General features: G+C 26.0%; 12 protein-coding genes, 5 tRNA genes and 2 rRNA genes (1 of these 19 cut by a window edge). 9 read left to right on the forward strand and 10 right to left on the reverse strand.

What is annotated here, in order from left to right; translation table 11 throughout:
- The 4 genes from H0H56_RS01615 to H0H56_RS01630 all read right to left on the reverse strand — a co-directional run.
- Positions 1-1,021, reverse strand: a 23S ribosomal RNA gene (locus H0H56_RS01615); it reaches 1,861 nt to the left of the window's first position.
- Positions 1,022-1,067: 46 nt separating this feature from the next.
- Positions 1,068-1,141, reverse strand: a tRNA-Ala gene (locus H0H56_RS01620).
- 8 nt (positions 1,142-1,149) lie between these two features.
- Positions 1,150-1,223, reverse strand: a tRNA-Ile gene (locus H0H56_RS01625).
- A gap of 88 nt (positions 1,224-1,311) precedes the next feature.
- Positions 1,312-2,848, reverse strand: a 16S ribosomal RNA gene (locus tag H0H56_RS01630).
- The 16S and 23S rRNA genes sit together here with 2 tRNA genes alongside, the layout of an rRNA operon.
- 201 nt (positions 2,849-3,049) lie before the next feature.
- Between H0H56_RS01630 and queA the strand changes: the two genes are divergently transcribed.
- From queA to topA, 3 genes are read left to right on the forward strand one after another with little or no spacing between them, the layout of a single operon-like run.
- Entirely contained in the window at positions 3,050-4,093 is a 1,044-nt protein-coding gene (queA, locus tag H0H56_RS01635) for a tRNA preQ1(34) S-adenosylmethionine ribosyltransferase-isomerase QueA (RefSeq protein ID WP_185873621.1), read from the forward strand.
- 13 nt (positions 4,094-4,106) lie between these two features.
- On the forward strand, positions 4,107-5,087 hold the full coding sequence (locus tag H0H56_RS01640) for a polyprenyl synthetase family protein (protein WP_185873622.1): 981 nt from the start codon (positions 4,107-4,109) through the stop codon (positions 5,085-5,087).
- A gap of 1 nt (position 5,088) precedes the next feature.
- Positions 5,089-7,173 (forward strand): type I DNA topoisomerase, encoded by a 2,085-nt coding sequence (gene topA, locus H0H56_RS01645; protein ID WP_185873623.1) that lies wholly within the window; start codon positions 5,089-5,091, stop codon positions 7,171-7,173.
- On the opposite strand, the gene H0H56_RS01650 is transcribed toward topA, so the two are convergent.
- Entirely contained in the window at positions 7,170-7,592 is a 423-nt protein-coding gene (locus tag H0H56_RS01650) for a hypothetical protein (RefSeq protein WP_185873624.1), read from the reverse strand. The genes topA and H0H56_RS01650 overlap by 4 nt on opposite strands.
- Before the next feature lie 153 nt (positions 7,593-7,745).
- Here H0H56_RS01650 and rsmI point away from each other — a divergent pair, with 153 nt between their 5' ends.
- The gene (gene rsmI, locus H0H56_RS01655) at positions 7,746-8,414 is read left to right on the forward strand and encodes a 16S rRNA (cytidine(1402)-2'-O)-methyltransferase (RefSeq protein WP_185873625.1); all 669 of its coding nucleotides are present in this window, start codon (positions 7,746-7,748) and stop codon (positions 8,412-8,414) included.
- Positions 8,415-8,419: 5 nt separating this feature from the next.
- Here the strand turns inward: rsmI and H0H56_RS01660 are convergent, their stop codons facing one another.
- On the reverse strand, positions 8,420-9,421 hold the full coding sequence (locus tag H0H56_RS01660; RefSeq protein WP_185873626.1) for an aspartate-semialdehyde dehydrogenase: 1,002 nt from the start codon (positions 9,419-9,421) through the stop codon (positions 8,420-8,422).
- An 80-nt stretch (positions 9,422-9,501) separates the two neighbouring features.
- On the opposite strand from H0H56_RS01660, the gene gmk reads away from it, so the two are divergent.
- Entirely contained in the window at positions 9,502-10,083 is a 582-nt protein-coding gene (gene gmk, locus H0H56_RS01665) for a guanylate kinase (protein ID WP_185873627.1), read from the forward strand.
- On the opposite strand, the gene H0H56_RS01670 is transcribed toward gmk, so the two are convergent.
- From H0H56_RS01670 to H0H56_RS01680, 3 genes are all read right to left on the reverse strand, one after another.
- Positions 10,075-10,149, reverse strand: a tRNA-Pro gene (locus tag H0H56_RS01670). The genes gmk and H0H56_RS01670 overlap by 9 nt on opposite strands.
- A gap of 4 nt (positions 10,150-10,153) precedes the next feature.
- Positions 10,154-10,227 (reverse strand) — tRNA-Asn (locus H0H56_RS01675).
- Positions 10,218-10,661: an RpiB/LacA/LacB family sugar-phosphate isomerase gene (locus H0H56_RS01680; protein ID WP_185873628.1), complete on the reverse strand. Its 444-nt coding sequence runs from the start codon at positions 10,659-10,661 to the stop codon at positions 10,218-10,220. The genes H0H56_RS01675 and H0H56_RS01680 overlap by 10 nt, the downstream gene beginning before the upstream one ends.
- A gap of 75 nt (positions 10,662-10,736) precedes the next feature.
- Between H0H56_RS01680 and H0H56_RS01685 the strand changes: the two genes are divergently transcribed.
- From H0H56_RS01685 to H0H56_RS01700, 4 genes are all read left to right on the forward strand, one after another.
- Positions 10,737-11,954: a phosphoglycerate kinase gene (locus H0H56_RS01685; protein ID WP_185873629.1), complete on the forward strand. Its 1,218-nt coding sequence runs from the start codon at positions 10,737-10,739 to the stop codon at positions 11,952-11,954.
- A gap of 65 nt (positions 11,955-12,019) precedes the next feature.
- Entirely contained in the window at positions 12,020-12,631 is a 612-nt protein-coding gene (locus H0H56_RS01690; protein WP_185873630.1) for a superoxide dismutase, read from the forward strand.
- Positions 12,631-12,984 carry a dihydroneopterin aldolase gene (folB, locus tag H0H56_RS01695; RefSeq protein WP_185873631.1) on the forward strand — a complete coding sequence of 118 codons (354 nt, stop codon included), beginning with the start codon at positions 12,631-12,633 and terminating at the stop codon, positions 12,982-12,984. The genes H0H56_RS01690 and folB overlap by 1 nt, the downstream gene beginning before the upstream one ends.
- Positions 12,984-13,054: transfer RNA gene (locus tag H0H56_RS01700), tRNA-Cys, on the forward strand. The genes folB and H0H56_RS01700 overlap by 1 nt, the downstream gene beginning before the upstream one ends.
- Here H0H56_RS01700 and H0H56_RS03100 read toward each other — a convergent pair.
- On the reverse strand, positions 13,026-13,253 hold the full coding sequence (locus tag H0H56_RS03100; RefSeq protein WP_185873632.1) for a hypothetical protein: 228 nt from the start codon (positions 13,251-13,253) through the stop codon (positions 13,026-13,028). The two genes, H0H56_RS01700 and H0H56_RS03100, sit on opposite strands and share 29 nt — an antisense overlap.
- Between the last annotated feature and the right edge of the window lie 16 nt (positions 13,254-13,269).

Raw genomic sequence — 13,269 nt, forward strand, 5'->3', positions numbered from 1 at the left:
TGATCTGGGTTGTTTCCCTCTTGGACATGGACCTTAGCACCCATGCCCTCACTACCGTGAAACATAATAACAGCATTCGGAGTTTGTCAGGAATCAGTAGGTAATGAAACCCCTTCATCCAATCAGTAGCTCTACCTCTGTTTTATTTAACACGATGCTGCACCTAAATGCATTTCGGGGAGTACGAGCTATCTCCGAGTTTGATTGGCCTTTCACCCCTACCCACAAGTCATCCGAAGACTTTTCAACGTCAACCAGTTCGGTCCTCCACTATGTGTTACCACAGCTTCAACCTGCTCATGGGTAGATCACTCGGTTTCGCGTCTAATTCCTTCGACTAAATGCCCTATTCAGACTCGCTTTCGCTACGGCTACATAGCTAAACTACTTAACCTTGCCGAAAAAATTAACTCGTAGGTTCATTATGCAAAAGGCACGTCGTCACCTTAATAAAAGGCTCCGACAGTTTGTAAGCGTATGGTTTCAGGATCTATTTCACTCTTCTATTCGAAGTTCTTTTCACCTTTCCCTCACGGTACTAGTTCACTATCGGTCTCTGAGTAGTATTTAGCCTTACCGGATGGTCCCGGCAATTTCAGACAAGATTTCCCGTGTCCCGTCCTAATCAGGTTACTACTTGGTAATTTTTTTATTTTATATACAGGATTATCACCTTCTATGATTGGTTTTTCCAAACCATTCTACTATAAAAAAATATTCCATTATATAGACCTATAACCCTATTATAGCCTTAACCACAATAGTTTGGGCTTTTCCATTTTCGCTCGCCACTACTCACGGAATCACTTTTGTTTTCTTTTCCTCTAGATACTTAGATGTTTCAGTTCTCTAGGTTCGCTTTACTTAAAAAAGTAATATCAAAAATATGATAGGTTTCCCCATTCGGAAATCTGCGGATTAATTTGTATGTGCCAATACCCGCAGCTTATCGCAGCTTATCACGTCCTTCTTCGCCTCTCAGAGCCAAGGCATCCACCATACGCCCTTACTTAGCTTTTTTTTCTTTATCTCATTGTTATGTTATGTCAAAGAACTTAAAAAAAAAATGGAGAATATCGGAGTCGAACCGATGACCTCCTGTGTGCAAAACAGGTGCTCTAGCCAGCTGAGCTAATCCCCCCTCCTAAATAGTCTCGCGCGGAATTGAACCGCGGACCTCTACATTATCAGTGTAGCGCTCTAACCATCTGAGCTACGAGACTGATAAAATCAATCTCTTCTACTTTATTTATAAATAATAAACTTCTAGCCTGATTTTAGTTTAATTTAATAAAAAAAAATACTCTAAAAAAAAGAGATGTTCCAGCCGCACCTTCCGGTACGGCTACCTTGTTACGACTTAGCCCCAGTTATCGATTTTACCTTAAGCAGCTCCTTTTATGGGCACCGATTTCAGGTATCCCCGACTTCCATGGCTTGACGGGCGGTGTGTACAAGGCCCGGGAACGTATTCACCGCATCATGGCTGATATGCGATTACTAGCGATTCCAACTTCATAGAGTCGAGTTGCAGACTCCAATCCGAACTGAGATCGGTTTTTAGAGATTAGCTTCTGATTGCCCAGTAGCGACCCTTTGTACCGACCATTGTAGCACGTGTGTAGCCCAAGGCATAAGAGCCGTGATGATTTGACGTCGTCCCCACCTTCCTCTCGACTTACGTCGGCAGTTTTATTAGAGTCCCCGACTTTACTCGCTGGCAACTAATAATGAGGGTTGCGCTCGTTGAGGGACTTAACCCAACACCTCACGGCACGAGCTGACGACAACCATGCAGCATCTTGTACTCCGTCCGAAGACTAAACTATTTCTAATTTATTCGTAGTACATTTAAACCTTGGTAAGGTTCCTCGCGTATCCTCGAATTAAACCACATGCTCCACCGCTTGTGCGGGCCCCCGTCAATTCCTTTGAGTTTCAGCCTTGCGACCGTACTCCCCAGGTGGATCACTTATTACTTTCGCTTAGCCACTGAAAAAATATCCAACAACTAGTGATCATCGTTTACAGCGTGGACTACCAGGGTATCTAATCCTGTTTGCTCCCCACGCTTTCGTGCCTCAGCGTCAGTATAGACTTAGTAACCTGCTTTCGCGATCGGTGTTCTGTGTAATATCTATGCATTTCACCGCTACACCACACATTCCAGCTACTCCAATCTAACTCTAGTTTATTAGTATCAATAGACATTTTAACAGTTAAGCTGCAATATTTCACTACTGACTTAATATACCGCCTACGCACCCTTTAAACCCAATAAATCCGGATAACGCTTGTGTCCTCCGTATTACCGCGGCTGCTGGCACGGAGTTAGCCGACACTTATTCTTTTAGTACCTTCAAAATTTTTATCTCGTAAAAATCTTTATTCCTAAAAAAAAGCAGTTTACAACCCATAAGGCATTCTTCCTGCACGCGGCGTGGCTGGTTCAGAGTTTCCTCCATTGACCAATATTCCTCACTGCTGCCTCCCGTAGGAGTCTGGTCCGTATCTCAGTACCAGTGTGGGGGATCACCCTCTCAGGCCCCCTACCGATCATTGTCTTGGTAGGCTATTATCTTACCAACTAACTAATCGGACGCACGCCCATCTTATGCCGCATTTCTGCTTTAATAAAATTATCATGCAATAATTTTATATTTATAGAATATTAATCCAAGTTTCCTTAGGCTATTTTCTAGCAAAAGGTAGGTTACGTACGTGTTACGCACCCGTTCGCCGGTCGCCATCAAAATTTAAATACATAAATTTCATGCTGCCCCTCGACTTGCATGTGTTAAGCCCGCCGCTAGCGTTCATCCTGAGCCAGGATCAAACTCTTCGTTGTAAAAAAATAATATAATCAAATTACGCAATATTTTTATCAAAAAATCCTTACAATCAGGTCTAGAAGCTTAATTTTAAAATCAAAAGAACAATATTATATAAAATTTTTTTAATACTTAAATTAAAGACAAATGTATATATATTTTTTTTTCAAAAAAAAAAAATAATATAATTTTAATAAAATTATACTTTTATTTTTGATATGAGAACCTCAGATTTTAATTTTGATTTTTCATTTAATCTATTAGCCTATCACCCTACTCAAGAAAGAGATGAATCCAGATTAATGATTATTCATAAAAAAAATCATTTAATTGAACATAAATTATTTAAAGATTTATATCAATATTTTGAAGAAGGAGATACCATAATTATGAATAATACAAAAGTTTTTCCAGCAAGATTATTTGGAAATAAAGAAAAAACAGATGCTAAAATAGAAGTTTTTTTATTAAGAGAATTAGATCCTATAGATAGAACTTGGGATGTATTAGTAGATCCTGCAAGAAAAGTAAGAGTAGGAAATAAATTAAATTTTGGATGTGGTTTAACAGGAGAAGTGATCGATAATACTACATCTAGAGGTAGAATTATACAACTTAATTTTAATGGAAACCATAAAAAATTAATAAAAATAATAAAAAAATTAGGAAAAACTCCTTTACCAAAATATATTAATAGATTACCTGAAAAAAATGATAAAGAACGTTATCAAACAATTTATGCAAAAATAGAAGGATCTGTTGCAGCACCTACAGCAGGTTTACATTTTTCAAAACATTTATTAAAAAAATTAGAAATTAAAGGAATTAATTTAGTAGAAATTACTTTACATTTAGGATTAGGTAGTTTTTTACCAGTAGAAGTAGAAGATATTTCAAAACATAAAATGGATTCTGAAAAATGTTTTATTGAAAAAAATATTTGTAATATTATTAATAAATCTATTAAACAAAAAAAACGTGTATGTGCAGTAGGGACTTCATCTATGCGAGCTATTGAAAGCTCCGTTTCTTCTAAAAAATATTTAAATCCTTTTTCAGGATGGACTAATAAATTTATATTTCCGCCTTATAATTTTAATATTGCTAATTGTATGATTACTAATTTTCATATGCCAAAATCCACATTACTTATGATGACTGTAGCTTTTGCTGGATATGATTTAATTATGAAAGCTTATAAAATTGCTATAAAAGAAAAATATCGATTTTATTCTTATGGAGATGTTATGTTAATTTTATAAACTTCATATTATTATGAAAAAAATTCTTGAAAAAATAAGAATTTCTATAAAAAAAGAAATGAAAATTTTTGAACAGGATTTTATAAATATTATTACTACTAAAAAAATTGCTCTGATAGAAAAAATTTCTAATTATATTTTTCATAAAAAAGGCAAGCAAATTCGTCCTATGTTTGTTTTTTTAATTGCAAAAATGTTAGGTAACATTCAAAAAAAAACTTATCATACAGCATCTTTAATAGAATTAATACATACTGCTACTCTTGTTCATGATGATGTGATAGATAATAGTTATTTACGACGTGGTTTTTTATCTATAAATGCTATTTGGAAAAATAAAATAGCTGTTTTAATTGGAGATTATTTAATTTCTAAAAGTCTTTTATTAGCTACAAATCATAATTATCATGATATTCTTAAAATTATTTGCAGAACTATTAAAGAAATGAGTGAAGGTGAATTATTACAAATTGAAACATCTAAAAACTTAGAAATTACTGAAAAAATTTATAATCAAATTATTTATCATAAAACAGCTAGTTTAATTGCAGCTTCTTGTGAAGGAGGTGCTAGATCCGTTAATGTTAATGAAAAAACAGCATTAAAAATGAGAAAATTTGGAGGATTAGCTGGTATTGCTTTTCAAATAAAAGATGATTTATTTGATTATGAAGAAAATCATAATAATTTAATAGGAAAACCTATAGGAATTGATATACAAGAAAAAAAAATAACACTTCCACTTATTTATACCATACAAAAAGCATCTAAAAATGATCAAAAATGGATATTAAATTTTATTAAAAATTATGACGAAAAAAAAAAACATCAAATAATTTTTTATGTTAAAAAATATGGAGGAATAGAATATGCTACTAAAAAAATGATAAAATTACGTAATAATGCATTAAAAATATTAAATTATTATCCAGAAAGTAAAATTAAAGACACTTTAAAAATAATGGTTAATTTTCTTATTGAAAGAAATATATAAAATGAAAAAAAATTTAGTAATTGTTGAATCTCCTACTAAAGCAAATACTATAAAATTTTTTTTAGGAAAAGATTTTGATGTTGTGTCAAGTTATGGACACCTTATCGATCTTCCAGAAAAAAAAATAGGAATTAATATTTTAAAAAATTTTCAACCTAATTATGTTATTTTACCAAAAAAAAGAAAAATAGTTAAAAATTTTAAATCTTTAATTAAAAATTATCATATTATTTGGTTGGCTTCTGATGAAGATCGTGAAGGAGAAGCTATTGCATATCAAATTTATAAAACTTTAAAAATACCTGATAAAAAATTTAAAAGAATAATTTTTCATGAAATTACAAAAAAAGCTATTTTATATGCAATTAAAAATCCTAAATTAATTAATTATAATTTAGTTTATGCTCAGCAAGCTAGAAGAATTTTAGATAGATTAGTTGGATTTAAATTATCTCCTATTCTATGGAATAAAATTAATGCTGGACTTTCAGCAGGAAGAGTTCAATCACCAGCTGTTAGATTAATCGTAGAACGTGAAGAAAATATAAAAAATTTTATTCCTATTTCAAAATATCAAATATATGGTATTTTTATTCATGAAAAAAAAACAACATTTAATGCTAAATTTGAAAAAAAAATAGAAGATAAAAAAAAGGTAAAAGAATTTTTATTTTCATGTATAGATACTACTTTTTTTGTTAAAAAAATTATTCTTAAAAAAGAAAAAAAAACACCTCCATCTCCATTTACAACATCTTCTTTACAACAAGAAGCTTGTAAAAAATTAAATTATTCTATATCTAAAACTATGTTTTTAGCTCAAAAATTATATGAAAAAGGATTTATTACATATATTAGAACTGATAGTACTAATTTATCAAAGGATATTTTATTAGAAATAAAAAAATATATTATTCTTTCTTATGGAAAAGAATATTTTTTTACTAGAAAATATTTATCTAAAAATAAATTTTCTCAAGAAGCTCATGAAGCTATCCATCCTACTAATATAAGTAGTAATAATTTTTTAAAAATTAAAGATATAGATCAACAACGTCTTTATAAAATGATATGGGAAAGAACTATTATAGGACAAATGTCTGATACTATTTTTGAAATAAAAAATTTTTATATAAAATCTTTAAATTTAAAAAATTATTTTATTTACACTCAAAAAACAATTATTTTTGATGGATTTATGAAAATAAAAAATTTAAAAAATAATAATAATTTTTTAGATTTAAAAAAAGGAACTTTTTTACAAAAAAAAGAAATTATAGCAAAACAAATTTTTACAAAAAACTTCCCTAGATATAATGAAGCTAGTTTAGTAAATCAATTAGAAAAATTAGGAATAGGAAGACCATCGACATATGTTCCTATTATTTATAATATACAAAAAAGAAATTATGTTCATTTACAAAAATTTATTAAAAAAATTAAAATACAAAAATTTTTTACTTTAAAAAATAATATAATTTTTGAAAAAAAAAAAGAATTTACTGAAATAGAAAAAAATAAATTTATTCCAACAGAAATGGGAATTATCACTACAAATTTTTTAAAAAAAAATTTTCAAGATATTATAGATTATAATTTTACAGCAAATTTAGAAAAAAATTTAGATGAAATAGCTCAAGGAAATGAATTTTGGAATAAAATTATTAAAGATTTTTATGATAAATTTCATAAAGAAATAGAATATGTAAAAAAAAATGTAACTAAAATTAATAAAAAACGTTTTTTAGGAATTCATCCTATATCTAAAAAAAAAATTTTTTCACAAATAGGTCGTTTTGGTCCTATTGTTCAAATGGGTGAATTTAAAGATAAAGAAAAACCAAAATTTTCTCCCTTATTAAATAGTCAAAATATTAATACTATCTCTTTAAAAGAAGCATTAAAACTTCTTGAATTACCTAAATCTTTTGGTTTTTTTGAAAAAAAAGAAATTTTTTTAAAAATTAATAAATACAATATTTATATTTTTTATGATAAAAAAATTATTCCAATTGAAGAAAAAATTTTTTTTAATTCTTTTGATTTAGAAAAAGCTATTCATATTATAAAAAATAAAAAAATTTAATTATCAAAATATCTTTGATTTAAATATGTTGTAGGATAAGCTTGATCATGTCCTGTCCGTTTTATATGATCTAAATATGTTGGAATATATGATAAAGCTTTAATTTTATCTGATAACGACATTCTATTCCATAAATTTTCTGCCATTTTTTTTTTACCTATTTTATATTTATAATCAGTCCAAAAACGATGAAAAGATAAATCTACAGGAATTTCTTCTATTGAAAATGAATTTTTTTTTTTTTTCATTTCATTTATAATACATTCATTATAAGGTAAATATTTACCAATCCAAATATAATGAGATAAAGAAAGTTTCTCGGGAAATATAATTTTTCTTAAAAAACCATTTAAATCATAATTAAATATAATTTCTCCAGAAAATAAATTACTTCTAAATATATATTGTTTCCCTTTCATTTTTTTTTATTTCATTAACATAATTTTTATAAAAAAAATTAAATAATGAAAAAAATATTTTTTATTAATGAATAATATAGTTTAAAAAATAATTTATAAAATTATAATAAAAATTATTAATTTAAATAAATTAAAATTGATTTAATTTTTTTTATGTTATATATAGTTCCTACTCCTATAGGAAATAGAGAAGATTTAACTTTTAGAAGTTTAAGAATTTTAAAAGAAGTAGATCTTATTTTAGTAGAAAATTATAAATTTTCAAAAAAATTATTAAATTTTTATAATGTAAAAACACCTATAAAAACTTATCATATTTTTAATGAACATAAAATTATTAATTCTATTTTAAAAAAAATAAAAAAAGGAAAAAAAATAGCATTAATTTCTAATTCTGGGACTCCTAGTATCTCTGATCCAGGGTTTCTACTTATCAGATCTTGTATTAAAGCTACTATTCCTATAGAATGTTTACCAGGAGCAACAGCTTTAATTCCAGCGTTAGTAATTTCTGGATTACCTATTCATGAATTTACATTTATTGGTTTTTTATCTAAAAAAAAAAAAAGAAAAAAACAATTACAAAATTTATCAAAAGAAAATAGAACTATTGTCTTATATGAATCTCCTCATAGATTATTGCGGACATTAAATGATTTAAAAATTTTTTTTGGATTAGAAACAAATATTGTAATCTGTAAAGAAATATCTAAAATATTTCAAAAAACATTAAGAGGAAAAATTCAAGAAATCATTTCTCATTATCAAAATTCTAAAAAAATATTAGGAGAATATATTTTAATTATTGATAATAATTATTAATTATGTTATTCAACATACAACATATTTTTATGTATTAAAAATTCTGCTATTTGTATAGCATTAGTAGCTGCACCTTTTCGTAAATTATCTGCTACTATCCAAATATTTAATGAATTTTTATAAGAAAAATCATTTCGAATCCGTCCAACAAATACTTCATCTTTCCCATGAGCATATAAAGGCATAGGATAAATATTTTTTTTAGGATTATCTTGTATAATAATTCCTTTTTTTTTTGAAAATATTTCATATATTTGATTAATATTTGGTTTATTTTCAAATGAAATATTTACACTTTCTGAATGGCCACCGATAACAGGAACACGGACACATGTTGCTGTAATTGATATATTTTGATCATTCATAATTTTTTTTGTTTCTTTCATTAATTTTATTTCTTCTTTTGTATATCCATTTTTTTCAAAAGAATCACAATGTGGTAATACATTTTGATAAATAGGATGAGGATAAATTTTATTTATTATTTTTTTTCCATTTTTTTCTTTATTCATTTGATCTAAAGCTCTTTTTCCAGTACCTGTTACTGATTGATAAGTAGATATTATTACTCTAATAATTTTATATTCTATATGTAAAGGATATAAAATCATAACTAATTGTATAGTTGAACAATTAGGATTGGCTATAATTTTATCTTTTTTAGATAAAGAAAAAGCATTTATTTCAGGAATAATTAATTTTTTACCAGGATCCATTCTCCATGCAGAAGAATTATCAATAATAGTGGATCCAATTTCTTCAAATTTAGGAGCCCATTTTTTTGAAATATTTGATCCAGCTGAAAATAATACAATATTTGGTTTATTATCCAATAAATTTTGAATACTAATTATTTTATATTTTTTTTTTTTAAAAAAAAACTTTTTACCAACTGAATTTTTAGAAGCAGATAAATATAAATTTTTAATTGGTAAATTTTTATGTTCTAAAATATCCATCATAATACGTCCTACTAATCCTGTCGCTCCTACTATTCCTAATTTCATATTAATTTTATATTAAAAATGATATAATTTTTACAAAATTAGTAAATAATTTTTCATCAATTAAATCAAAAAAATATATAATGAAAAAAGGAAAAATAATTATTTTATCTGGTCCTTCAGGATCTGGAAAAACAACAATTTCACAATTTTTACTTTCAAAAATTAAAAAATTAAAATTTTCAGTATCATGTACTACACGTTCTATACGAAAAAATGAAATACAAGGAAAAGATTATTATTTTATTTCTAATAATAAATTTATTTCTAAAATCAAAAAATATCAATTTTCTGAATGGGAAGAAGTATATCCTAAATTATTTTATGGAACTTTAAAAAGTGAAATATTAAAAATATGGAAATCAAATAAACATGTTTTATTTGATGTAGATGTAAAAGGAGGTTTAAATTTAAAAAAACAATATCCAACTAATTCATTATCAATTTTTCTAATGGTTAATTCTATTAAAATTTTAAAAAAAAGACTTTTTACAAGAAAAAAAAATAATTTTGAAAAAATAAATCAAATAGATATACGTTTAAATAAAGCAAAAAAAGAATGGAAATATGCAAATTTGTTTGATATAATATTATTAAATATTAATTTAATTCAAACACAAAAAAAAATTATTAATTTAGTTTCAAATTTTATTAAATCGGGGTGACTGGATTTGAACCAGCGACCACACGCCCCCCAGACGTGTACTCTAACCAATCTGAGCTACACCCCGAAAACTCCCCAGACTGGATTCGAACCAGCGACACCCTGATTAACAGTCAGGTGCTCTAACCAACTGAGCTACTGAGGATTTTTTATTGGAATTTTTTCAATTCTTTTTTTGTGTCTTCCACCTTCAAAATCTGTTTGTAAAAATATTTTTACTATATTTAATAATTCATTTTTTTTTAAAAAACGTGCAGGTAAACTAATCATATTTGCGTTATTATGTTTTTTTGCTAAAACGGCTATTTCTTCCTTCCATACTAACGCAGCACGAATATTTGGATATTTATTGGCAGTCATAGCTGCTCCATTCCCACTTCCACAAATAATAATTCCAAAATCTGCTTTTCCTTTTTCTACAATTTGAGAAGTAGGATGAATAAAATCAGGATAATCTACTATTTTTCCATAACTGGATAATCCACAATCTTGTATTTTATATCCTTTATTTATTAAATATTTAATAATTAAATATTTATATTCTATTCCAGTATGATCAGATCCTATGACTATTTTCATTAAAAAAGTAATATATTATAAAATATACATCAAAAATTTATATTTTTTTTAAAAAATTGTATTAAATTATATAAAATGAATTTAATAGAAAAAATAAAAACGGTAAATGATTTTAATTTTAAAAATAAATTAGCTTTAGTAAGAGTCGATTTTAATGTTCCTATAAATAATGAAACTTTTAAAATTATTGATGATACACGTATTAAATATACACTACCTACTATTCAAAAAATTATTTCTGATAATGGAAAAGTAGTATTACTTTCTCATTTTGGAAAACCTAAAGGTAAACGTTTAAAAAATTATTCATTAAAATTTATAATTCCTTATTTATCTGAAAAATTACAAAAACCCATAAAATTCTCAAAATATTGTATAGGAAATACAGTAATGAAAAATGTTCATGAATTAAAAAATGGTGAAATTTTATTATTAGAAAATATTCGTTTTTATAAAGAAGAAGAAGAAAATAATGATTTTTTTTCTTTTCAATTATCTAAACTTGGAGATATTTATATTAACGATGCGTTTGGAGTTTCTCATCGTTTACACTCTTCTATTACTAATACTCCTAAATTTTTTGGTCAAAAAAAAGGAATTGGTTTACTTATGAAAAAAGAAATTCAATCTTTAAAAAAAATTTTAGGAAAAGGAAAAAAACCTATTACTATATTATTAGGAGGGGCGAAAATATCTTCTAAAATAGAAATATTAGAATATATTTTTAATAAAGTAGATTATATATTAATAGGAGGTGGAATGGCTTATCCTTTTATTAAAGAAAAAGGAGGGAATGTGGGAGATTCAATAATTGAAAAAAATGAAATTTTTGAAAAAAAATTAAAAAAAGTTTTTTTAAAATTAAAAAATAAAACTAATATATTGTTTCCAACAGATGTTATGATAGCTGATTCTTTTAAAAATTCTGCTAATACTAAAATTGTTTCTATTGATTCTATTCCCAATGGATGGAGAGGGTTAGATATAGGTCCTAATTCTATAAAAAAATTTTGTAACATTATTAATAAATCTAAAACTATTCTTTGGAATGGCCCTGTGGGAGTATTTGAATTTTCTAATTTTTCTATAGGAACTAAATCTATTATAAAAGCTATTGTAAATGTTACTAAACATGGAACTTTTTCTTTAGTAGGTGGGGGTGATTCTCTTGCAGCATTAAAAATGGAAAATTGTGAAAAAAAAATTAGTTATTTATCTACAGGTGGAGGAGCGATGTTAGAAAGTTTAAAAAATAAACTTATTCCTGGTTTAAAAGCTATAATTTCATTATAGCTTTTTTTTAAAAAATTTATATTTTATATTTATTTTTTTCATTATATTATTTAAAATTAAAAAATATGTCATTTAAACTTCCAAAATTATCTTATTCATATGAGGATTTTGAACCTTTTATAGATAAAAAAACTATGGAAATTCATTATACGAAACATCATGAGGGATATACTAATAATTTAAATAAAGCAATTTCTAATACAGATATGATAAATTTATCTATAAAAGAAATTTTAAGAAGAGCTAAAATGGAAACTCCTATTATAAGAAATAATAGTGGTGGTTTTTATAATCATAATTTATATTGGGAAATATTAATTCCTCATTTAAAATATTCCCCTCCTAGTAAAAATTTTCATAATATTATTCAAAAAAATTTTGAATCTTTTGATTTATTTAAAGAAAAATTTTATTCATTATCAATGAATTGTTTTGGTTCTGGATGGGCATGGGTCTGTGTGAAAAATAAAAAATTATCTATTTGTTCTACAACTAATCAAGATAATCCTTTAATGTTAGGAATTGGTTGTGAAGGAATACCTATATTAGGATTAGATGTTTGGGAACATGCTTATTATCTTCAATATCAAAATCGTCGTTCTGATTATATATTATCCTTCTGGAATATTATTAACTGGAAAAAAGTAGAAGAAAATTATCAATTAGCTATATCTTAATGGGAAAAATTCTTTTAGAGAATATAAAATTATTTGGATTTCATGGATGTATGCCGGAAGAAACTTTTTTAGGATCTTATTATACAGTCAATTTAGAGGTCGAATTAGATCTTTATCCAGCTTCTATTAGTGATGATTTATCAAAAACTATTGATTATGTGCATTTATATCATATTATAAAAGAAGAAATGGCTATTAATTCAAAATTATTAGAACATTTAGCTCAAAGAATAATTCAAAGAATTAAAAAATATAGAATAGATTTAATAAAATATACAAAAATAAAAATTTGTAAAGAAAATCCACCACTACAAAGTAGTGTAGATAGAATCTGTGTAGTTTTAGATGACTAGGCACTGTGGCCGATTGGAAAGGCAGAGGTCTGCAAAACCTTTTATAGCGGTTCGATTCCGCTCTGTGCCTCTAATTTTTTTAAATTGTTTTTTATCTTTTTTAAAAGATCAATATGATTATCTATTTTTTTTAAATAATAAAAATAATTCAATATTAATTTATATTCTGTAATATTATATTTTTTATAAATTTCTTTTTTTTTTATTAAAAACAATTTTTTCTTAAAAAATTGATGATAAATAAAAAGTTCTGTAATAATATTTATCATTTTATTTTTAGAAATT

Source organism: Blattabacterium cuenoti (assembly GCF_014252455.1).
Lineage (GTDB): Bacteria > Bacteroidota > Bacteroidia > Flavobacteriales > Blattabacteriaceae > Blattabacterium > Blattabacterium cuenoti_R.

Excerpts from the sequence above, each read along its gene's own strand:
- queA (WP_185873621.1), top strand. The coding sequence starts at position 3,050 with ATGAGAACCTCAGATTTTAATTTTGATTTTTCATTTAATCTATTAGCC.
- H0H56_RS01640 (WP_185873622.1), top strand. The coding sequence starts at position 4,107 with ATGAAAAAAATTCTTGAAAAAATAAGAATTTCTATAAAAAAAGAAATG.
- topA (WP_185873623.1), top strand. The coding sequence starts at position 5,089 with ATGAAAAAAAATTTAGTAATTGTTGAATCTCCTACTAAAGCAAATACT.
- H0H56_RS01650 (WP_185873624.1), bottom strand. The coding sequence starts at position 7,592 with ATGAAAGGGAAACAATATATATTTAGAAGTAATTTATTTTCTGGAGAA.
- rsmI (WP_185873625.1), top strand. The coding sequence starts at position 7,746 with ATGTTATATATAGTTCCTACTCCTATAGGAAATAGAGAAGATTTAACT.
- H0H56_RS01660 (WP_185873626.1), bottom strand. The coding sequence starts at position 9,421 with ATGAAATTAGGAATAGTAGGAGCGACAGGATTAGTAGGACGTATTATG.
- gmk (WP_185873627.1), top strand. The coding sequence starts at position 9,502 with ATGAAAAAAGGAAAAATAATTATTTTATCTGGTCCTTCAGGATCTGGA.
- H0H56_RS01680 (WP_185873628.1), bottom strand. The coding sequence starts at position 10,661 with ATGAAAATAGTCATAGGATCTGATCATACTGGAATAGAATATAAATAT.
- H0H56_RS01685 (WP_185873629.1), top strand. The coding sequence starts at position 10,737 with ATGAATTTAATAGAAAAAATAAAAACGGTAAATGATTTTAATTTTAAA.
- H0H56_RS01690 (WP_185873630.1), top strand. The coding sequence starts at position 12,020 with ATGTCATTTAAACTTCCAAAATTATCTTATTCATATGAGGATTTTGAA.
- folB (WP_185873631.1), top strand. The coding sequence starts at position 12,631 with ATGGGAAAAATTCTTTTAGAGAATATAAAATTATTTGGATTTCATGGA.
- H0H56_RS03100 (WP_185873632.1), bottom strand. The coding sequence starts at position 13,253 with ATGATAAATATTATTACAGAACTTTTTATTTATCATCAATTTTTTAAG.